Source organism: Blastococcus goldschmidtiae (assembly GCF_031845325.1).
In the GTDB taxonomy this organism is placed as follows: Bacteria; Actinomycetota; Actinomycetes; order Mycobacteriales; family Geodermatophilaceae; genus Blastococcus; species Blastococcus goldschmidtiae.
Map to the genome: position 1 here is coordinate 1 of NZ_JAVREI010000020.1, position 19,468 is coordinate 19,468.

General features: G+C 74.2%; 21 protein-coding genes. 9 read left to right on the forward strand and 12 right to left on the reverse strand.

Annotated elements, in window-relative coordinates:
* Positions 1 to 284: 284 nt before the first annotated feature.
* The 4 genes from RM425_RS19575 to RM425_RS19590 form a co-directional block, all read right to left on the reverse strand.
* The gene (locus RM425_RS19575) at positions 285 to 1,118 is read right to left on the reverse strand and encodes a putative RNA methyltransferase (protein WP_396137075.1); all 834 of its coding nucleotides are present in this window, start codon (positions 1,116 to 1,118) and stop codon (positions 285 to 287) included.
* Between the two features lie 29 nt (positions 1,119 to 1,147).
* Positions 1,148 to 1,657 (reverse strand): metallophosphoesterase family protein, encoded by a 510-nt coding sequence (locus RM425_RS19580; RefSeq protein ID WP_311346906.1) that lies wholly within the window; start codon positions 1,655 to 1,657, stop codon positions 1,148 to 1,150.
* Positions 1,658 to 1,760: 103 nt separating this feature from the next.
* Positions 1,761 to 2,714: a cytochrome c oxidase assembly protein gene (locus tag RM425_RS19585; RefSeq protein ID WP_311346907.1), complete on the reverse strand. Its 954-nt coding sequence runs from the start codon at positions 2,712 to 2,714 to the stop codon at positions 1,761 to 1,763.
* Between the two features lie 111 nt (positions 2,715 to 2,825).
* Positions 2,826 to 3,716: a M23 family metallopeptidase gene (locus RM425_RS19590; protein ID WP_311346908.1), complete on the reverse strand. Its 891-nt coding sequence runs from the start codon at positions 3,714 to 3,716 to the stop codon at positions 2,826 to 2,828.
* 85 nt (positions 3,717 to 3,801) lie between these two features.
* Between RM425_RS19590 and RM425_RS19595 the strand changes: the two genes are divergently transcribed.
* The 4 genes from RM425_RS19595 to RM425_RS19610 all read left to right on the forward strand — a co-directional run bounded on the left by RM425_RS19595 (position 3,802) and on the right by RM425_RS19610 (position 8,193).
* On the forward strand, positions 3,802 to 4,422 hold the full coding sequence (locus RM425_RS19595; protein ID WP_311346909.1) for a hypothetical protein: 621 nt from the start codon (positions 3,802 to 3,804) through the stop codon (positions 4,420 to 4,422).
* A gap of 268 nt (positions 4,423 to 4,690) precedes the next feature.
* A complete protein-coding gene (locus RM425_RS19600) occupies positions 4,691 to 5,872 on the forward strand; it encodes a zinc-dependent alcohol dehydrogenase (RefSeq protein ID WP_311346910.1) in 1,182 nt (393 codons plus the stop codon).
* Positions 5,873 to 6,055: 183 nt separating this feature from the next.
* Positions 6,056 to 7,261 (forward strand): MFS transporter, encoded by a 1,206-nt coding sequence (locus tag RM425_RS19605; protein WP_311346911.1) that lies wholly within the window; start codon positions 6,056 to 6,058, stop codon positions 7,259 to 7,261.
* A 38-nt stretch (positions 7,262 to 7,299) separates the two neighbouring features.
* On the forward strand, positions 7,300 to 8,193 hold the full coding sequence (locus RM425_RS19610) for an oxidoreductase (protein WP_311346912.1): 894 nt from the start codon (positions 7,300 to 7,302) through the stop codon (positions 8,191 to 8,193).
* A gap of 9 nt (positions 8,194 to 8,202) precedes the next feature.
* Here the strand turns inward: RM425_RS19610 and RM425_RS19615 are convergent, their stop codons facing one another.
* From RM425_RS19615 to RM425_RS19635, 5 genes are all read right to left on the reverse strand, one after another.
* The gene (locus tag RM425_RS19615; protein WP_311346913.1) at positions 8,203 to 8,523 is read right to left on the reverse strand and encodes a TetR family transcriptional regulator C-terminal domain-containing protein; all 321 of its coding nucleotides are present in this window, start codon (positions 8,521 to 8,523) and stop codon (positions 8,203 to 8,205) included.
* Positions 8,524 to 8,583: 60 nt separating this feature from the next.
* Complete coding sequence (locus tag RM425_RS19620) at positions 8,584 to 9,900, reverse strand: D-arabinono-1,4-lactone oxidase (protein WP_311346914.1); 1,317 nt, start codon at positions 9,898 to 9,900, stop codon at positions 8,584 to 8,586.
* A gap of 209 nt (positions 9,901 to 10,109) precedes the next feature.
* Complete coding sequence (locus RM425_RS19625; protein WP_311346915.1) at positions 10,110 to 11,741, reverse strand: ABC-F family ATP-binding cassette domain-containing protein; 1,632 nt, start codon at positions 11,739 to 11,741, stop codon at positions 10,110 to 10,112.
* A gap of 49 nt (positions 11,742 to 11,790) precedes the next feature.
* Positions 11,791 to 12,039, reverse strand: a complete 249-nt coding sequence (locus RM425_RS19630) for a three-helix bundle dimerization domain-containing protein (RefSeq protein ID WP_311346916.1) — start codon at positions 12,037 to 12,039, stop codon at positions 11,791 to 11,793.
* A gap of 99 nt (positions 12,040 to 12,138) precedes the next feature.
* On the reverse strand, positions 12,139 to 12,264 hold the full coding sequence (locus tag RM425_RS19635; protein WP_311346917.1) for a hypothetical protein: 126 nt from the start codon (positions 12,262 to 12,264) through the stop codon (positions 12,139 to 12,141).
* 75 nt (positions 12,265 to 12,339) lie between these two features.
* On the opposite strand from RM425_RS19635, the gene RM425_RS19640 reads away from it, so the two are divergent.
* Together RM425_RS19640 and RM425_RS19645 are read left to right on the forward strand one after the other, a co-directional pair.
* Positions 12,340 to 13,104, forward strand: coding sequence for a TrkA C-terminal domain-containing protein (locus RM425_RS19640; RefSeq protein ID WP_311346918.1), 765 nt, complete (start codon positions 12,340 to 12,342; stop codon positions 13,102 to 13,104).
* 31 nt (positions 13,105 to 13,135) lie between these two features.
* Positions 13,136 to 14,197 (forward strand): winged helix DNA-binding domain-containing protein, encoded by a 1,062-nt coding sequence (locus RM425_RS19645; RefSeq protein ID WP_311346919.1) that lies wholly within the window; start codon positions 13,136 to 13,138, stop codon positions 14,195 to 14,197.
* A 16-nt stretch (positions 14,198 to 14,213) separates the two neighbouring features.
* Here the strand turns inward: RM425_RS19645 and RM425_RS19650 are convergent, their stop codons facing one another.
* The 3 genes from RM425_RS19650 to RM425_RS19660 all read right to left on the reverse strand — a co-directional run bounded on the left by RM425_RS19650 (position 14,214) and on the right by RM425_RS19660 (position 16,391).
* Positions 14,214 to 14,657, reverse strand: a complete 444-nt coding sequence (locus RM425_RS19650) for a nitroreductase family deazaflavin-dependent oxidoreductase (protein ID WP_311346920.1) — start codon at positions 14,655 to 14,657, stop codon at positions 14,214 to 14,216.
* A gap of 83 nt (positions 14,658 to 14,740) precedes the next feature.
* Positions 14,741 to 15,973, reverse strand: coding sequence for a glutathionylspermidine synthase family protein (locus RM425_RS19655; protein ID WP_311346921.1), 1,233 nt, complete (start codon positions 15,971 to 15,973; stop codon positions 14,741 to 14,743).
* Between the two features lie 10 nt (positions 15,974 to 15,983).
* Positions 15,984 to 16,391 (reverse strand): hypothetical protein, encoded by a 408-nt coding sequence (locus tag RM425_RS19660; RefSeq protein ID WP_311346922.1) that lies wholly within the window; start codon positions 16,389 to 16,391, stop codon positions 15,984 to 15,986.
* A 228-nt stretch (positions 16,392 to 16,619) separates the two neighbouring features.
* Between RM425_RS19660 and ypfJ the strand changes: the two genes are divergently transcribed.
* From ypfJ to RM425_RS19675, 3 genes are all read left to right on the forward strand, one after another.
* Positions 16,620 to 17,537 (forward strand): KPN_02809 family neutral zinc metallopeptidase, encoded by a 918-nt coding sequence (ypfJ, locus tag RM425_RS19665; RefSeq protein ID WP_311346923.1) that lies wholly within the window; start codon positions 16,620 to 16,622, stop codon positions 17,535 to 17,537.
* A 13-nt stretch (positions 17,538 to 17,550) separates the two neighbouring features.
* The gene (locus RM425_RS19670) at positions 17,551 to 18,372 is read left to right on the forward strand and encodes an enoyl-CoA hydratase/isomerase family protein (RefSeq protein WP_311346924.1); all 822 of its coding nucleotides are present in this window, start codon (positions 17,551 to 17,553) and stop codon (positions 18,370 to 18,372) included.
* A gap of 254 nt (positions 18,373 to 18,626) precedes the next feature.
* On the forward strand, positions 18,627 to 19,466 hold the full coding sequence (locus RM425_RS19675; RefSeq protein ID WP_311346925.1) for a hypothetical protein: 840 nt from the start codon (positions 18,627 to 18,629) through the stop codon (positions 19,464 to 19,466).
* The last annotated feature ends 2 nt before the right edge of the window (positions 19,467 to 19,468 follow it).

Consider the following 19,468-nt stretch of genomic DNA (forward strand, 5'->3'; position numbering starts at 1 on the left):
TCCGGCCGGCCCAGCTCCGCCCGGATCAGCATGGCCATCAGGCCACCCAGGATGAAGAACATGAACGAGACGGCCAGATACATCAGGCCGATGGTCTTGTGGTCCGTGGTCCGCAGCAGGTTCGACAGCCGCGAGCCCCTCTCGACCACGTGAGCCGGGCTCGGCCGACTCACGATGGGCGCCGGTGCAATCGTCACGGCCAGCAGCTTAGACGGGCCCTCCGCCGTCGCTGCCGCGGGACGGGGCGGGCGCGCCGCGCGTCGCCGGGCGCCAGCGGCGGGCCCTCAGCGCGGCCGGCGGTAGGTCGTCAGCCGGACCGCGGCGGTCACCTCGACCCGCTCGGGCAGCACGCCCAGCCGAGCAGCGCGTTCACCGGCCGACAGGTGCCGGGCGTGCGGGCCCATGCCCACCAGCGTGGACACGGCGGCACGGTCCAGCCGGAGGACGTCGCGCCGGTCGGTGCTCGCCACGGGGACCAGGTGCGGCTCCAGCGAACCGGCCAGCCGGGCCGTCTTGTCGGGGTCCACCCGCAGCAGCCCCAGCGGGCCGACCAGCTCGGTCAGGTGGTCGTCCGCCGGCGTCACCACGACCAGCCGGCCCTCCGGACGCAGCACCCGCGCGATCTCCGGGCCGTTGCGCGGGGCGAAGACGACGAGCACGCGGTCGACGGCGCCGTCCCGGACCGGGAGGCGCGCCCAGGTGTCGGCGACGACCGCCATCGCCCGCGGGTGCGCCCGGGCCGCCCGACGCGCGGCGTAGGGCGAGGAGTCCAGGACGACCCCGGTCGCACCGGGGGCGCGCTCGAGGACGGCGGCCAGGTGGTGCCCCGTCCCGCCGCCCAGGTCCAGCAGCCGCTCCGGCGCCGCTCCCCCGGCCTCGAGCACGGCGTCGCCGAGCGCGGCGCTCACGCCGGCGTAGTGGCCGGCGGCCAGGAAGGACACCCGGTCGGCCACCATCTCCGCGGAGTCGCCCGACGGCGCGCGGTGCCCCGGCGGCAGCAGGGTCACGTGCCCCTGCCGCGCCCGGTCGAAGGAGTGACCGACCGGGCAGCGCAGCACGTCCCCGCCGTCGGCCGGAGCGAGCGGGCCGGCGCACACGGGGCAGGCCAGCACCGCCACGGCGGTGTCCGGGAGCTCGGGACGGGTCGTCACGAGCGGGGCGGCACCGCGTGGAACACGACGTCGCGCAGCTGCCCGGCGTCGGCGACCGCGGTGACGAACGTGCCGTGGGGCTGGCGCCGCCGGTCGGTCGGCGACCCCGGGTTGATCAGCCGCAGGCCGGTCGGCGCGGTGGTGTCCCACGGGATGTGGCTGTGCCCGAAGACCAGGACGTCGTCGTCGGGGAAGCGCGCCGCGCAGCGGGCCTCCCGCCCCTTCGCGTCGCCGGTCTCGTGGACGACGGCGAAGCGGAGGCCCTCGATCTCGGCGCGCGCCACCTCGGGGAGGCGCTCGCGCAGCACGCCGTGGTCGTTGTTGCCGTACACCGCTACCAGCCGGCGCGAGCGCTGCTCGAACAGGTCCAGCAGCGCGTCGTCGACCCAGTCGCCGGCGTGCACCACCACGTCCGCGGACGCGATCGCGTCCCACAGGGGACGAGGTAGGTCACGGGCCCGCCGAGGGACGTGCGTGTCCGAGGTGAAGACCAGCGAGACGGGCACGACGACATCGTCGCAGGACGCTGCCTTCCTGCCCCCGGCCGGCGATCCGGCCCGCCCACATGCTGGGCTCAGCGCGACCCGGGGACGGATCCCGGTGGCGACGTCAGCGCTCGGCCATCGCCCGCAGCCGCGCGTTGTAGGCGTTGAGCTCGGCGTCGCCGCTGCGGTCGGCCGCCCGGTCGAGGGCACGGGCGCGCCGCTCGTCGGAGCCCATCCACGACACCAGGACGACGATCAGCACGATCACCGTGGGCAGCTCGCCGAAGGACCAGGCGATGCCGCCGGCCACGGTCTGGTCACCGACGGGATCGATGCCCCAGGCGGCCGGCGGGTCGGCGAAGCTGTCCACGAGCAGCGAGCTGGCGATCATGACCGCGACGCCGAAGAAGGCGTGGAACGGCACCGGGATGAGCAGCTCGAGGATGCGCGTCGGGTGGCTGTGGGTGTTCGGCCAGGGGTCCTGCGCGATGACCGGCCCGAAGAACAGCAGCCCGGTGACCACGAAGTGGGCGAGCATGAACTGGTGCCCGGCCGCGGTGCTCATCAGCGCGTCGAAGATCGGCGTGAAGTAGATGCCGTACAGACTGGCGATGAACAGCGGCACGGTGAACCCCGGCGAGGCGAGGAACCGGGTGAACCGGCTGTGCAGGAAGTTCAGCAGCAGGGCGCGGGGCGCCGCGGCCGCCCCCTCACCACGGGGCAGCGTGCGCAGCGCGAGCGTCACGGGTGCGGCGAGCAGCAGCAGGATCGGCGAGATCATTGCCAGGACCATGTGCTGGACCATGTGCAGGCTGAACAGCACCATGCTGTAGCCGTTGAGCCAGGTGCCGGTCACCGCGAAGACCGACAGCGTCCCCAGGATCCAGGACGCGGTACGCCACCAGGGCCAGCTGACGCCGGTCCGCCTCAGCCGGACGACGCCGACGAGGTAGGCCACCAGCCCGACGATGCTCAGGACGGCGAGCACCGACCAGGGCTCCAGGTGCGGCAGGAACATCCGGCCCCAGGTGGGCGGCTCGTCCGGCACCCACATCCCCGAGTCGTGCCCGTGATCCACCGACCGCCTCCTGCTCCCACCGTCCGCCGTGCCGGCTCCACTGTCCCACCCGGGCGGGCCCGGGGCGGCGTGCGGCCGGTCACCCTGCCGGGGACGTCGAGGGTCCGGGCGTCAGAGGTGGACGCCGCGCTCCCGCAGCCACGGGATCGGGTCGGCCTTCGTGCCGTTCAGCCCACCCTTGTGCACCTCGAAGTGCAGGTGCGGCCCGGTCGACTGACCGCGGTTGCCCAGCAGCGCGATGGTGTCGCCGGCCCGGACGAGCTGACCCGGCTCGACGAGGATCTCGTCCATGTGGCCGTAGACGGTGACGTCGCCGTTGTCGTGCTGGATGTAGACGACGAGGCCGTACCCGCTGGCCGGACCGGCCTCGAGGACGACACCGTCCATGACCGCGTACTCGGGGGTGCGCATGGGCGCCGCCAGATCGATGCCGGCGTGCACGGTTCCCCAGCGGGCGCCGAAGCCACTGGTGAGGCGGGCCCCGTTCACCGGCGCCACGACCTTGGGGCGGGCCGCCTCGGCCGCCAGCCGGAACGCCTCGGCCGCCGCCACCATGGCCTGCCCGTCGGCCGCGGCCTGGGCGTCGACGGCCGCGGTCTGGGCGGCATCGCGCTCGTTGCGGCTGACCACCAGCTCCTGCAGGAGCCGGGTCGACTCGGCGTCCGCCAGCACGTCGGTCGGCTCGGCGTCCACGCCGAGCTGCTCGGCCACGCTGACGCTCTCGGCCACCGCGGGCGAGTCGGCGCGGGCGGAGGAGTCGGAGTCGATGAGCGCACCCAGGCTCAGCGCACCGACCAGACCGGCGGCCAGGTAGAAGGCCGGCCGGCGGCGCACGGCCGGCACGCGGTCACGACCGAGCCCCCGGAGCGCACCGCCCGAGATGCCCGGAGCGGGCGTGGCCGGGTCGCTCTGCAGCGGCGCCGGCGCTTCGTCGACGAACGAGGGGACGACGGCGGGCACCGGCGCGGAGCACTCGTCCGGACCCGCCGTCGTGGCGACCACCGGTGCATCGACGGGGACCGGGGTGTTCTCGGGCGAACTCGCGGCCGGCCGGGGACGCGGGTGCGGCGTGGGACGCGGGTGCGGCGTGGGCCGCCGGACCACCGCAGCGGCCGGCTCGGCGGGAGCGACCGCCTCAGCCGCGGCCGGCTCGGCGGGGGCGAGCGGCTCGGCCGGAGCGATCCGCTTCGCGGCCGAGGTCGCAGCGCCTCCCGGAGCAGGTGCCGGCCGGGCGGCGGCCGCCTTCGCTGCGGTGGCCTTCGCCGCGGTCGCGCTCCGTGCGGTGGTGGTGCGCCCCCTGGTCGCGCCGGCCGTGGTCGCCTTCGCGGCGGCCCGCGACGTGGCAGCGGCGGTCCGTGCGGCGGTCGACCCCGCGGCGGCAGTGCCGGCGGCCTTCGCCTTCGCCGCCAGCGAACCGGCAGCGGTGACCGCCCTGGCCGCCGGGCGATTGGCCGACGGTCGCGTGGCCGTGGGGCGCTTCGTGGCCGGACGCGCGGCGTCGTCCCCCTCGGCATCCACGTCGGCCCCCGCGCGCGACGCCTTCCCCTGGCGCTGCGTCGGGACCTGCGGGGCGATCGTCCCGGCCGGGCGACGCGAGCTCCGACGGGCCGGGGCGGGCGTCTCGGCCGGTGCCGCCGGAGCGGCGTCCCGACCGTCGTCGACGGGTCGATCGTGGTGGAGCGAAGTCATGCACCTGGAGCTTCCGTAGGGGGCATTGCCGCGCTCCCGGGGAGAGGAGCGGGGCCCATGTAAACACGCCGTGATCGGTTCGTGATCTACGTCCTGGGGTATCGACCAGCAGTTCTGTGGTGTGAGCCACCGAACAACAATTATGTTGTTCGGCCGCCTGTAGATGGTTCGTGACGCACTGTGAGTGCCGCGCCGAAGCTGGTTGAAAGTTGCGCGACACAGTTCACGGGCGGGCAGGAAGCCGTCCTGGCGGCCGGAACACGGCCCGATCGAGGGAGACGAACCGCATGCGCGCAGTGACCTGGCACGGCCGAGGCGACGTCCGGGTGGAGACCGTCCCGGACCCGACGATCCAGGAGCCCACCGACGTGATCGTGGAGATCACCTCGAGCGCGATCTGCGGCTCCGACCTCCATCTGATCGAGGTCATGGCGCCGTTCATGTCCGTGGGCGACGTCATGGGTCACGAGCCGATGGGCGTCGTCCGGGAGGTCGGCCGCGAGGTGACCGAGCTCAAGGCCGGCGACCGCGTCGTCGTCCCGTTCAACATCTCGTGCAACACCTGCTGGATGTGCTCGCAGGGGCTGCAGTCGCAGTGCGAGACGACGCAGAACCGGGAGCAGGGCTTCGGGGCCTCGCTGTTCGGCTACACGAAGCTCTACGGGCAGGTGCCCGGCGGTCAGGCGGAGTACCTCCGCGTGCCCTTCGGCAACACCCTGCCGATCAAGGTGCCCGACGCCCCGCTCGACGACCGGTACGTGTACCTCTCCGACGTCCTGCCCACCGCGTGGCAGGCGGTGCAGTACGCGGGGATCCCGCAGGGCGGCAGCGTGCTGGTCCTCGGGCTCGGGCCCATCGGTGACATGTGCACCCGGATCGCCAAGCACCTCGGCGCCGGGCAGGTCGTCGCCGCCGACGTCGTCCCCGAGCGACTGGCGCGCGCCCGGCGCAACGGCATCACCGTCATCGACTCGACCACCCAGGCCGACGTCGTGGCCCAGGTGCGCGACCTGACCGACGGCCGCGGCCCCGACGCCGTGATCGACGCCGTCGGCATGGAGGCGCACGGCTCCCCGCTGGCGACCTTCGCCCAGAAGGCGACGGCGATCGTCCCGGACGCCATCATGGAGAAGGTCATGCAGGTGGCCGGGGTCGATCGGATGGCGGCGCTCAACACCGCCATCGAGGCGGTCCGGCGCGGCGGCACCATCTCGCTGTCCGGCGTCTACGGCGGCGCCACCGACCCGATGCCGCTGATGCGCATGTTCGACAAGCAGATCCAGCTGCGGATGGGGCAGGCCAACGTCTGGCGCTGGGTGCCCGACATCCTGCCGCTGCTGCTCGAGGGCGATCCGCTGGGCGTCGACGAGTTCGCCACCCACCGGGTGCCGCTCGAGCAGGCTCCCGAGGCGTACGCCAACTTCCGCGAGAAGAAGGACGGCGCCGTCAAGGTGCTGCTCCAGCCCTGACCGGCTCACCGGGGGCGGGCGGCTCCCCGCCCCCGGTGTGAGCAGCTCCACCTCCCCGACCGGGCATGGCCGGCGACGGTCGACCGCTGCACCGCGGAGGACGAGGCGCAGCGCCTCGCCCGGCCGCCCAGGACGATGTGGTCCGCCGGCTCCGCCCCGACCGCGTCCCTGGAGTCCCCGCCCGTGCCCCGCGCCCTGCTCGCCCTCGCCATCGGCGCCTTCGGCATCGGCACCACCGAGTTCGTCGTCATGGGCATGCTGCCCGAGATCGCCGACGGCCTCGACGTCTCCGTCTCCGCCGTCGGACTGCTCATCTCGGCCTACGCGATCGGGGTGGTCGTCGGCGCACCCACGCTCACGGCCGTGGGGCTGCGGTTCACCCCGCGCCAGACGCTCGTCGCGCTGATGGTCGTGTTCGTGGTCGGCAACCTGCTGGCGGCGCTGGCCCCCACCTACGGCACCCTCGCGGCGGCGCGGGTGCTCACCGCGCTCGCGCACGGTTCCTTCTTCGGTGTCGGTGCGATCGCCGCCCGCAGGGTCGTCGCCCCCGAACGCGCGACGCAGGCGATCTCGCTCATGGTGACCGGCCTGACGCTGGCCAACGTCGTCGGCGTACCGGCCGGCACGTGGGTCGCCCAGCAGACCTCCTGGCGGCTCGTCCTGGCCGCCATCGCCGGCATCGGCGTGCTCACCATCGCCGGGCTGCTCGCCTGGCTCCCGGCCGACGGCGGTGAGCCGGCGGACCTCCGCACCGAGCTCGCCGCGTTCCGCAGCCGGCAGGTCTGGCTCGTCCTCTCCCTCACGATGGTCGGCTTCGCGGCCACCTTCGCCGTCTACAGCTACGTGACCCCGATCCTCACCGACGTCGCCGGCTTCTCCTCGGCCGGCGTGACGCCGGTGCTCGCCCTCTTCGGCGTCGGCACCACCGTCGGCACGCTGCTGGGCGGGCGGCTGGGCGACCGGTTCGGCTTCGGGTTCGTCGCCGTCGGCATGCTCGGCGTCGCCGCCGTCCTCGCGGTCTTCGCGTCCACCGCAGGCAACCCCGTCGCCGCCGTCGTCCTGCTGGTGCTCTTCGGGACGCTCGGCTTCGCCATGGGGCCGATCGTGCAGAACGGTGTCATCGAGGCCGCCGACGTGCCCGGCGGCGGCAGCCTGGTCTCGGCGGCCAACCAGGGCGCCTTCAACGTGGCCAACGCGTTCGGGGCCGCGCTGGGCGCGCTGGTCATCTCCCAGGGGTACGGGCTCACCGCGCCGATGTGGGTCGGCGCCGCCCTGGCCGTCGTGGGCGCCGGCATCGCGTGGTGGGCCGGGCACGCCGACCGCCGGCAGGGGACGGCCCCGGTCCCCGAGCGCGCCGTGCCCGCGACGGAGCCGGTCGCGGCGCGCTGAGTCGCGCATACCCGGCCCTCCCCGGGTAGGGAGGCGCCATGACCATCGGCACCGCAGAACCCTCCGGCAGCTACCCGCTGGGCGATCGCCCCGTCTTCCGCCTCGGCTACGGCGCGATGCAGCTGGCCGGGCCGCACGTCATGGGACCGCCGGCCGACCGGGCCGAGGCCGTCGCGGTGCTCCGCCGCGCCGCGGAACTGGGCGTGAACCACATCGACACCAGCGACTACTACGGCCCGCACGTGGTGAACGAGCTCATCCGCGAGGCGCTGCACCCCTACCCGGAGGACCTCACCATCGTGACGAAGGTGGGCGCGCGGCGGACCCCCGAGGGAGACTGGCCCGAGGCGCTCTCGGCGGCGGAGCTCCGCTCCGCGGTCGAGGACAACCTGCGCAACCTCGGGGTGGACGCGCTCGACGTGGTCAACCTGCGGATGCCCGGGTTCGCCGAGCCGGTGGAGCGCTCGCTCGCCGAGCCGTTCGAGGCGCTGGCGCAACTGCAGCAGGAGGGGCTGGTCCGCCACCTCGGGATCAGCAACGTGACGACGCAGATGGTGGCCGAGGCCCGGGCCATCGCACCGGTCGCCTGCGTGCAGAACCACTACAACCTCGTGCACCGCGCCGACGACCCGCTCATCGACGCCCTCGCCCGCGAGGACATCCCCTACGTCCCCTTCTTCCCCCTCGGCGGGTTCAGCCCGCTGCAGTCGGCGGCGCTGGACACGATCGCCCGGCGGCTGGAGACCACGCCGATGCAGGTGGCGCTGGCCTGGCTGCTGGCCCGCTCGCCGAACCTGCTGCTCATCCCGGGGACGTCGTCGGTGGCACATCTCGAGGAGAACATGCTGGCCTCGGCGCGCGAGCTCGGTCCGCTGGAGCTGCAGGAGCTCGACCGGATCGGCGGGACCGGGGAGCCCGACGTCGACCTCTGATCAGGCCGGCTACGCCGCGTGCGCGGCGACGAACGACCCGACCGCCGCATCCAGCACTTCCCGGGTCGCCGAGGTGTCCCGGTCGACCAGCCACGTCGTCGTCGCGCCGTCCACCACGGTGACCAGCAGGCGGGCCAGCTCGGGCACCGGGCGGTCCCACCGCCGCCCGGTGAGTTCTGCGGCCCGTGCCAGCAGCCGGGAGGCCGCGTCGGTATAGGCGCGGTACTGCTCTCGTGCCAGTGACTGCAACGACGGATCGCGCAGGCGCGTGCAGGGCTTCGGCGACGATCCCCCGCGCGTGATCCCGGCGGCGAGCCCGTCGCGCACCATCACCCGGAGGGCGGCCTCGACCAGCGCCGCGCGGCGCTCCGGACCGCTAGCCGGGGCACCTCAGCCCGCCACGGGACCGAGCACCCGGTCCAGGTGTGCGTTGCCCAGCACGCCCGCGGGGTCCAGCCGGGCGCGCAGGGCGGTGAACTCGTCGAACCGGGGATAGCGGCTGCGCAGCGCATCGACGTCGAGACCGTGCAGCTTGCCCCAGTGGGGGCGGCCCCCGACGCTGCCGGCGACCGACTCCAGGGCGGCGAACCACGAGCCGGGATCGGTCCGCGCGGGGACGTGGGCGGCGATGTAGGCGGTGTCGCGGCCCGAGGCCGTGGACGGCGCGATGTCGTCGGCCGCCGCCACCCGCACCTCGACCGGGAAGGCCGCCCGGAACTCCCCCGCCGTCGCCACGCGGTGCAGCTCGGCCAGCACCGCGGGCGCCGCGTCGCGCGGAACGGCGTACTCCATCTCGACGAAGCGCACCCGGCGCCGGCTGACGAAGACCCGGTGCGAGGCATCGGTCCACGTGCGTGCGCCCAGGGCCCGGGCCGAGACGGCCGCGAGCGGGGGGATCAGCGCCGGCACGCGCCGGCCGGCCGCCACGACACCGGCGAAGACGGCGTTGGAGAGCACCTCGTCCTCCCAGACCGCGCGCCATCGGGGCAGCGGCTCCAGCTCCGCGCCCGGCGGCAGCCGGGTGTTGCGCTTGGTGAGGCACCGGTCGGTGTGCGGGAACCAGTAGAACTCGACGTGGTCGGTCGAGGACATGAACTCCTCGAACCCGTCCAGCAGCTCACCCAGGCGGGCGGGGCGCTCCTCGGCCCGCAGCGCGAACGCGGGCTCCGCCTGCAGGGTCACCGTGTCGATCACCCCGAGCGCGCCCAGCCCGACGCGGGCGGCGGCGAAGACGTCGGGGTGCTCGTCGGCCGAGCAGCGCAGCCGGGAGCCGTCGGCCAGCACCAGCTCCAGGGCGCGGATCTGCGTGGCCAGCCCGCCGAAGCGTGCGCCGGTCCCGTGCGTGCCCGTGGACAGGGCGCCGGAGACGGTCTGCCGGTCGATGTCGCCGAGGTTGGTCAGCGCCCAGCCCCGCGCGGCGAGCTCCACGTTGAGCCGGTGCAGCGGCATACCGGCCTGCACGGTGACCAGGCCGGCGTCGTCGACGTCCACCAGACCGGCATGCCGATCGAGGACCAGCTGCACGTCGTCGGGCCGCGCGATCGCCGTGAACGAGTGGCCCGAGCCGACCGGCCGCACCCGGCGGCCGGTGGCCGCGGCCCGTCGGAGGGCCGCCGCGATCTCGTCGGCGCCCGAGGGGTGGACGACGTCCACACCGGTCGCCCGCTGGTTGCCCGCCCAGTTGCGCCAGCTGCCGCTGCCCGTCACGAGGACTCCCGTCCCGGTCCCGCTCGCCGCGGCCCGCACGGCGGCAGCGTGGCGGTCACCGGGGACCGGGTCAAGCGTCTGGGACGGTCGACCCACTCGGCGCCGCCACACCGACCCATCCCCTGTTGATCATCGGCACCTGGCGGCACCCATCGGCGTGGCGATCAGCCATTCGCCGATGATCAACTGTGGCGGCAGGGAGGGCGGCCTCAGCGGGCGCGGGCGACGCGGGTCTCGTCGAAGACCGGCTCGGCCGACTCGTAGACCCGCCCGTCGGCACCGAAGACCACGAAGCGGTCGAAGGACCGGGCGAACCACCGGTCGTGGGTGACCGCCAGCACCGTGCCCTCGAACGCCTCCAGCGCCTCCTCGAGCGCCTCGGCGGAGAGGACGTCGAGGTTGTCCGTCGGCTCGTCCAGCAGCAGCAGCGTCGCCCCGCCCAGCTCGAGCATGAGGATCTGGAAGCGCGCCTGCTGACCGCCCGACAGGGTGCGGAAGGACTGGTCGGCGGAGTCGCTGAGCCCGTAGCGCCGCAGCGAGGCCATGGCCCGTCCGCGGTCGACGCCCGGACGACCCGGCTCCCCGTGCCACAGCAGGTCGACCGGCGTCCGGTCCTGCCACTCGGGATGCGCGTGGGTCTGCGCGAAGATGCCGGGGACGACGCGCGCGCCCAGCCGCCAGGAGCCGGTGTGCGCCACGTCCTGCCCGGCGAGCAGCCGGAGGAAGTGCGACTTGCCGGCACCGTTGGCACCGAGGACCCCGACGCGGTCGCCGAACCACAGCTCCAGGTCGAAGGGCTGCATGAGCCCGGTCAGCTCCAGCCCCTCGGCGATCACCGCCCGCACGCCCGTGCGCCCGCCGCGCAGCCGCATCGCGACCTTCTGCTCCGGAGGACGGTCCGGCGGCGGCCCCGCGGCCTCGAACTTGGCCAGCCGGGTCTGCATCGCGTGGTACCGGTTGGCCATGTCGGGCGAGTTGGCCGCCTGCTGCTGCATGGTCCGGACCAGGTCGATCAGCCGCTGGTGCTCCTCGTCCCACCGCCGCCGCAGCTCCGCCAGCCGCTCGTGCCGCGCGCTGCGTGCCTCGGGGTAGGAGGTGAATCCACCGCCGTGCACCCACGCCGTGCCGCCCTCGACGGTGATCACCCGGTCGGCGACCCGCGCCAGCAGCTCGCGGTCGTGGCTGACGAACAGCACGGTCTTGCGCGTCTCGAGCAGCCGCTGCTCCAGCCAGCGCTTGCCCGGGACGTCGAGGTAGTTGTCCGGCTCGTCGAGCAGCAGCACCTGGTCGGGGCCCCGCAGGAGCGCCTCGAGGGCCAGCCGCTTCTGCTCCCCACCGGAGAGCGTGGACAGCTCGCGGTACTTGCAGCGGTCGTAGGGCACGCCGAGCGCGGCGACCGTCACGGTGTCCCAGGTGACCTCCGCGTCGTACCCGCCCGCATCGCCCCACTGCGCGAGCGCGTCGGCGTAGGCCATCTGGGCCCGCTCGTCGTCGGTCTCCATGAGCGCGAGCTCGGTGGTCTGCACGGCGTCCCACGCCGCGCGGACGGCCGGCGGGGACAGGTCCACCAGCATCTGCTGGACGGTCGTGTCGTCGCGGACCGATCCGATGAACTGGCGCATCACGCCCAGGCCGCCGGTGCGGGCGATCGCGCCGGCCTCCGGCACGAGATCTCCGGCGATGATCCGCAGCAGGGTCGTCTTGCCGGCGCCGTTCTCCCCGACGAGCGCCGCGCGGGCGCCCTCACCGACGCGGAACGAGACCTCGTCCAGCAGCACCCGTCCGTCGGACAGGGTGTGCCGGACCGCGCTCACGTCGACCGAACCCGAACCGATGCCCACCCGGACATCCTCCCGGCACGGGCAACCGGGTTCCGACCGGCCCGGCGGCTCAGCTGACGTGCATCCCCAGCCGGTAGCGCGCCAGCCGCTCGACGAGCTCCGGCATCGCCCCGACCGGGGAGCCGCCGAGGTCCCGCCGGCTCTCCCGGACCACGCGCACCACCAGCTGCGGCCGCACCCGGCCGGCGTACTCAGCGCGCAGGCGGTCGACGGCCTGCTCGACGGCCGGATCCGCCGGACCGTCGAGGGGCAGCTCTGGCGACGAGCTTTGGGTGCTGGGCGGGACGGCGAGGGTCATCGACGGTCCTCCGAGGCGGTGCACCGGTGCTGTCCCGGTGACTCCCCCACCGTGCCGGGCCGCGCGCCCGGCGGCCAGGGACCTAGGTCACCGGGGCGGTCAGCCCAGGGCGATCGAGAGCACCGTCGCGCCCGCGGCCAACACCATGGCGAGCACGATCACGGCCGCCACCAGCCGGCGACGACGCTCCGCGGACGGATCTCCGGCACCACCCATCCCCATCACGGGGTGCACGCTACCGCCGGCCCCGCCCGGCCGTCCGACGTTCGGCCCGCGCGCCCCGGCGGTAAGGGACAACCCATGGCAGCCGTCATCACGCTGATCGTCGTCGTCACCCTGGGTCTGCTCGTCACCCGCGTGGCCACCGTCGCCCTGACCATGACCGGCATGACCCTGCAGCACGCCCGGTTCCAGGCGCGCTCGGCGTTCACGGGCACGGGGTTCACCACCTCGGAGGCCGAGGCGGTGGTGAACCACCCGGCGCGCCGGCGCATCGTCATGGTGCTGATGCTGGTCAGCGGCGCCGGTGCCGTCTCGGTGATCGGGACGCTCGTCCTCAGCTTCGCCGGCGTCGACTCGACCGGCGGCGGGCTGCAGCGGGCGGCGGTCATCGTGGTCGCGCTCACCGGTCTGCTGTGGCTGGCGAAGAGCCGGGTGGTGGACCGCTACCTGCGGCGGGTCATCGAGCGGCTGCTGCGCCGGTTCACCGACCTCGACGTCCGGGACTACGCGGCGCTGCTGCACCTGCGCGGGCGGTGGCGGGTGGTGCAGGTGCCGGTCCGCGAGGACGACTGGATCGCCGCGCACCCACTGGGACAGCTGCGCCTGCCCGAGGAGGGGGTCACGGTGATGGGCGTGGAGCGCGACGACACCTGGATCGGCGCCCCCAACGAGGAGCTGCACCTGCGCACCGGCGACGTCGTCGTCCTCTACGGCCGCCAGGCCATCCTCGATGACATCGCCGACCGGCTGCACGGGGAGGAGGGCGATGAGTCCGGGGAACGGTCCCGTGCCTGGCACGCCGCCACGCCACCGGTGGAGAGGTTCGAGCGGGCCCGGCCCTGACCTGTCGTACCCCGGTGCCAGGGTGGCCGGCGTGGACACACGGCACGAAGTCGGGCTGCTGCGGCTCGTCGCGCAGGGGCTGGCCGGCCCGCAGGCGGCCGGCCCGGCCGAGGCGGTCCGCCGGCTGACCGCCGCCCAGGGGCAGGACTTCCCGGGCGCGGTCACCGCGATCGCGCTGCGCACCACCGGGCGGTCGCGCGACGACGTGCTGGCCGCCCTCGACCGCGGCGAGCTGGTCCGCTCCTGGCCCATGCGCGGCACCCTGCACCTGACCGCCGCCGAGGACCTGCCCTGGCTGCTCGACCTGCTCGGCGAGCGGGCCATGGCCGGCCTCGCGAAGCGCCGGGCCTCCCTGGAGCTCACCGACGCCGACGTCGGCCGGGCGTGCGACGCCGTGGTGGCCGCGCTGTCCGGCGGACGGCGGCTGACCAGGGCGGAGCTGCTGGCCGCCATCGAGGCCGGCGGGGTGCCGGTGACCGGACAGCGCGGCTACCACCTGCTGTGGTTCGCGGCGCAGACCGGCCACACCTGCCTGGGCCCGACCGAGGACGGCGAGCAGCTCTTCGTGCTGCTCGACGAGTGGGTGCGCAGCCCCCGCCGGCTCGATCGGGACGAGGCGCTGGCCGAGTTCGCCACCCGGTTCTTCACCGGCCACGGGCCGGCCACCGTGCAGGACCTGGCGCGCTGGTCCGGCCTCCTGGTCCGCGACGCCCGGGCGGGGCTCGCCGCGGCGCGCCCGGGGCTGGGATCGCTCACCGTCGAGGGCACCGAGCACTTCCTCGACCCGGCCACTCCCGAGCTGCTGGCCGGCTGCCGGGAGGAGGCCCGGGCGACCTTCCTCCTCCCGGGCTTCGACGAGTACGTCCTCGGCTACGGCGATCGCAGCGCCGTCCTCGATCCCGCGTTCGCGACGCACATCGTGCCGGGCGGGAACGGCATGTTCCGGTCCACGGTCGTCGTCGACGGCCGGATCGTGGGCACCTGGCGGTACGAGGGCCGCGGCCCCCGCCGCGCCGCGGTCGGCACCGCCTTCCGCCCGGAGGACGCCGCCCTGGTCGCGGCGGTGCCGGAACTCGCCGCCGCGCTGCCCTGAGGCCGGTGCCGAGCGGTCAGCGACGCTCGAAGAGGAAGACCGGGATCTCGCGATCGGTCTTCTGCTGGTACTCGGCGTAGGGCGGGTAGGCCGCGACCGAACGGTCCCACCACACCCGCTTCTCCTCGCCGGTGATCTCGCGGACCACGCCGTCCCACGGCTCCGGGCCGTCCTGGACCGTCACCTGGTCGGGCGCGGCGCGCAGGTTGTGCACCCAGCCGGGATCCGTGGGCGCACCGCCCTGGGAGCCGACCAGCGCGTAGACGCCGTCGTGCTCGACCCGCATGAGGCCCTGCTTGCGCACCTTGCCGGTCTTCGCGCCGCGCGTGGCGATGATGATGATCGGCAGACCGGTGTCCATCAGCGTGTTGGCCTCGCGGCCACCGGTCGCCTCATAGCGCTCGACCTGCTCGCGGACCCAGTCCCACCTGCTCGGCTCGTACTCACCTTCCAGCGGCATGCCCCGAACCTAGACGAAGGACCCCGCCCTCCTCCCGCCGCGCTCCGCACGGCGCGAGCCTCGGGGCGAGGCCGTTCCACGACTCAGCGCGGAGCGGTGAAGTCGATGGTGTGCGGCACGAAGAAGCTCAGGTTGTCGGTGATCAGCCCGTCGCTCTCCCGGATGCCCAGGCCCGCCGGCTCGCCGTCGACGACCCAGGCACCCAGCACCGGGTGGTGCGGACCGTCGACGCCGGCGAAGTCGGGCAGCGGCGCGAACTCCTGCACGACGAACCCCTCGGTGCCGTACCGCCCGGGCAGCTGCACGGTCACCTCGCCGTCCCTGACGATCGCGACGTTCGCCCCCTCCCGTCCCCACAGCGGCTTGCGGACGTAGGTGCGCCAGGTCGAGGGCATCTCGTCGGCGAAGTAGGCCGGGAGGAGGTACTGGCCCAGCACCGGATCCGTACCGAACAGCTGCCACAGCACCGGCAGCAGCGCCTTGGTGCTCCACAGCATCTTGTAGGCGGGCTCGACCCACGTCGTGCCGCCGGGCCGCATGCCATCGGCGAGGACGGCCGGCCCGAACTCGTCCTCGACCAGCCACTCCCAGGGGTAGAGCTTGAAGACGACGTCGAGGTGGCGGCCCTGCTGGTCGTAGAACCGGCCGTCGCCGTCGTCGAGCACGATGTCCTCGACGACGAGCTCGATCGCCTCGTAGCCGGCCTGCACCACGGTGTCCATCAGGTAGGCGACGGTCATCCGGTCCTCGCCGGACGTCTCCTCGCTGGTCCAGGCCAGGTGCACGCGGGGACGCACGCCGGTGCGCCGCTCCCACCTGGTGAGGTTGCGCCGCCAGGCCGAGACGAGGGTGTCGTGCAGCGCGTTCCACTGGTCGCGGCCCTGCCCGGTGAACAGGTGCCAGTTCCACTGGGTGACGGCGGACTCCACCAGCCCGGTCGGGGTGTCGGCGTTGAACTCCAGCAGCTTGGGCGGGCCCTCGCCGTCGTAGCGCAGGTCGAACCGGCCGTAGATGCTCGGCGGCTCCTCGGCCCACGTGCGGCGGATCTGCGGCCGGGCCATCGGCGGGATGTGCAGCCGGTCGAACAGGTCGTTGTCGACGAGGTGGTCCCCGGCGGCCACGCACATCTGGAACAGCTGGCTGACCGCGCCCTCGAGTTCCTGGACCTCCGCCATCGAGAAGTCGTAGAAGGGCCCCTCGCGCCAGTAGCTGCGCACCGCGCCGCCGGGCAGGTGGGTGCGGTTGTAGACCAGCCCCTGGGACTCGATCTCCGCCTCCCAGCCGGGACGGACGATGCCGCTCTCGATCCGTCGCACGGGGCGAGGCTCAGCTCCCGGCGCCGGTGCCGGCCCGGTTGCCGATGCCGCTGCCGATGCCGCCGCTCACCCGCTGCCCCGCGCTCACCTTGCCGGTCGCCGGCAGACCGGCACGCTGCCGGGCGACGCTGTCACCCGGGTTGATCCGCGTGCCCCCCGGGGGCAGCACGGTGCCGACCGGCAGGCCGGAGCGGAAGCCGCCGAGGTAGAGGAAGAACAGGCCACCGCCTCCGAAACCCCCGCCGCCGTCGTCGTCGCAGAGGTCCTCGTCGACGATCTCGCCGTTCTCGTCGGTGCAGTAGGCGACCTGCTCCTCGTCGTCCTCGCCGCCCGCGGCGCACCCGGCCATGAAACCGGTCGCGGCGGTGGCGAGCACCGTCGTGGTGAGCGCGGCGCGGACGCGGTTGGAGACCGCCATGACCAGGTTCCTCCTCGGGTTCCCCCCCGACCCTAGGTCCTCCTCCCCCGCGACCGCTCGGCCCCTGCCGCGGGGCACCGCCGGGGGTGCCGGCACGGGCGGCCCGCCGGCGCCGCGGCATCCCCTCGGGTCGCGGGACCGCAGCCCCCGATGGCACGGTTCTCGCCAGTCCGCCGGACGCACGCCGACCGCCCCACCGGGGCCGCAGACCACGGAGGTCCGCCGAGCATGAGGTACCGCGAGAGCGGCAGCCTGGACACGTCCGGGGTCAGGGACACGCGCGGACGGAGCGGGCTCGGGGGCGGCCGGGGCATCGCGGTGGGTGGCGGTGGCCTCGGCCTGGTCGGACTCGTGGTCGTGGTGCTCCTGCAGGTGCTCGGCGGTGGGGACGGCGGCGGAGGCGCGGCCGCCGGCGCCTTCTCCGGCCTCGGACAGGACGGGACGGTCGACAACTCCGCCCTCGAGCAGAGCTGCCGCACCGGCGCCGACGCCAACGAGTCGGTCGAGTGCGCGGTCGTGGCCGACGTCGAGTCGATCCAGGACTACTGGACCGGCGTGCTCGGCCAGCAGTACGTGCCCACCGAGACGGTCTTCTTCACCGGCGGCGTCCAGACCGCGTGCGGTGCCGGCTCCAGCGGATCGGGCCCCTTCTACTGCCCGGCCGACCACCTGGTCTACATCGACCTGACGTTCTTCGACCAGCTCCGGCAGCAGTTCGGCGCCCAGGGCGGGCTGTTCGTCGACGCCTACGTGCTCGCGCACGAGTACGGCCACCACGTGCAGAACCTGCTGGGCATCAACGCGCGGGTCACGCCCGGGGAGAGCGGGCCGACCAGCGGAACGGTCCGGCTGGAGCTGCAGGCCGACTGCTTCGCCGGCACCTGGGCCCACCACGCCGAGACCGTGCCCGACGACTCGGGCGAGCCGCTGATCGCCGACATCACCGACGACGACATCGATCGCGCCCTGGACGCCGCCGCACGCATCGGCGACGACTTCATCCAGGAGAACCTGGGCAGCGGCACCGTGGACCAGGAGGCCTTCACCCACGGCAGCTCGCAGCAGCGGCAGCGCTGGTTCCGCACCGGCTACGAGACCGGCGACCCGTCGGCCTGCGACACCTTCTCCACCGACGACCTGGGCTGAAAGAAGGACCCCCGTGCCCCCCACCGCTCGCAAGCTCGCGCCGGTCCCCTGCACGGGGGCCGACAACCTGACCGTGACCCGCGACGGCGACGCGGCCGTCCTGACCATCGACCGTCCGGCGAAGCGCAACGCCATGACCCAGGCGATGTGGGCCGCGCTGCCCGGGGTGCTGGCCGGACCCGCCGCCGATCCGGCGGTGCGGGCGCTCGTGGTGACGGGTGCGGGACCGAGCTTCTGCGCCGGCGCCGACATCGCCGGCCTGCTCGGCGGCGCGGACCCGCGGGACCCCATGGCCGACCTGCGGGCGGACAACCTCGCGGCACAGGCCGCGCTGCGGACCTTCCCCAAGCCGACCATCGCCATGATCCGCGGGCACTGCATCGGCGGCGGCGTGGAGATCGCCGCCGCGTGCGACCTGCGCTTCGCCGACCCGTCCAGCGTCTTCGGGGTCACCCCCGCCAAGGTCGGGATCGTCTACCCGCCGTCGTCGACGAAGGCCCTTCTCGACCTGGTGGGCCCGGCGACGACCAAGTACCTGTTGTTCAGCGGGGAGCTGCTCGACGGCGCCGCCGCACTGCGCACCGGGCTGGTCGACCAGCTGGTCGAGGCCGACGAGCTGGAGGCCGAGGTCCGGCGCTTCACCGGGGTGCTCGCAGCCCGGTCGGCGCTCACCCAGCGGGCGACCAAGGAGGTCGTCGCGGCCCTCACCGCCGGCGCCGGTGCCGACGCCGTCGTGGCCCGCTGGTACGAGGAGACGATCAGCGCCGGGGAGCTGCCGGAGGGGGTCGCCGCCTTCGCCGAGCGGCGCCCGCCGCGCTTCGGCTGGACAGGCTGACCTGCAGATCCGGTTTCGAGACCCACCGGGCAGGGGTACCTAGACCTTCGCGGCGCTACCACGGAGACGGAGCACGGCGCGGCGTCCAGCCGCGCACCGGACCATCTCCCCGCCTGCCGCGGCGCACGGATGCGCCGGGCGGAGAAGCCGGTCGACCCGCACCGCTGAAAACAGTGGCACGTGTGGGAGGACCGCTCCAGGGTAGCGCCCCTCCGATTCCGAGTACTGCCCACGCACACAGCCGAGGAGGACCGATGACTCACTCCATCGACGCCCCGCTCCCCCCGCCCACCACCACGACCGGGGGCACGGGCCAGAGCTCGTCGAAGCCGACCGACGTCGCCAAGGGCGAAGCCCGGGACGCCAAGGACACCGCGAAGAACGAGGCGAAGCAGACCAAGGACACCGCCAAGAACGAGGCCAGCAAGGTCGGCCAGACCGCGGCCCAGGCCGGTAGCGAGGTCGCGTCGACCGCCGCCGACCAGGCGAAGAACGTCGCGCACGAGACCCAGCGCCAGGCGCAGGACCTGCTGAAGCAGGGGCAGGACCAGCTCAAGGAGCAGGCCATGTCCCAGCAGCAGAAGGCTGCCCAGGGCCTCAGCGCGCTGGCCGGCGAGCTGCGTGGCCTGGCCGACGGCAGCAGCGAAGGCGCCCCCGGTCCCGCCCGTGACCTGCTCCAGCAGGCCTCCGGCGTCATCGACGGCTTCGCCGACAAGCTGCAGAACCGTGAGCCGGCCCAGCTGCTGGACGAGGTCCGGTCGATGGCCCGCCGTCGCCCCGGGATGTTCCTGCTCGGAGCGGCCGTGGCCGGTATCGCCGCCGGCAGGCTGACCAGCGGCGTGCGCGCCGCGCACAGCGACTCCTCCCCGTCCGGCACCACGGGCGGCTACCCGACGACGAACTACGTCGACCCCACGCCGACCTACTCGGACACCACGAGCACCTACACGGGTACCGGTGCGGCCTACTCCACGGCCGGCTCGGCCCCGCTGCCGCCGCCCCCGTACGGGACCGTGCCGCCCGAGGGCGTCGTGCCCCCGGTGCCCGCCCCCGGCTGGGACGACCCGGCGCGCCGCCCGGGCGGGGTGGTCTGAGC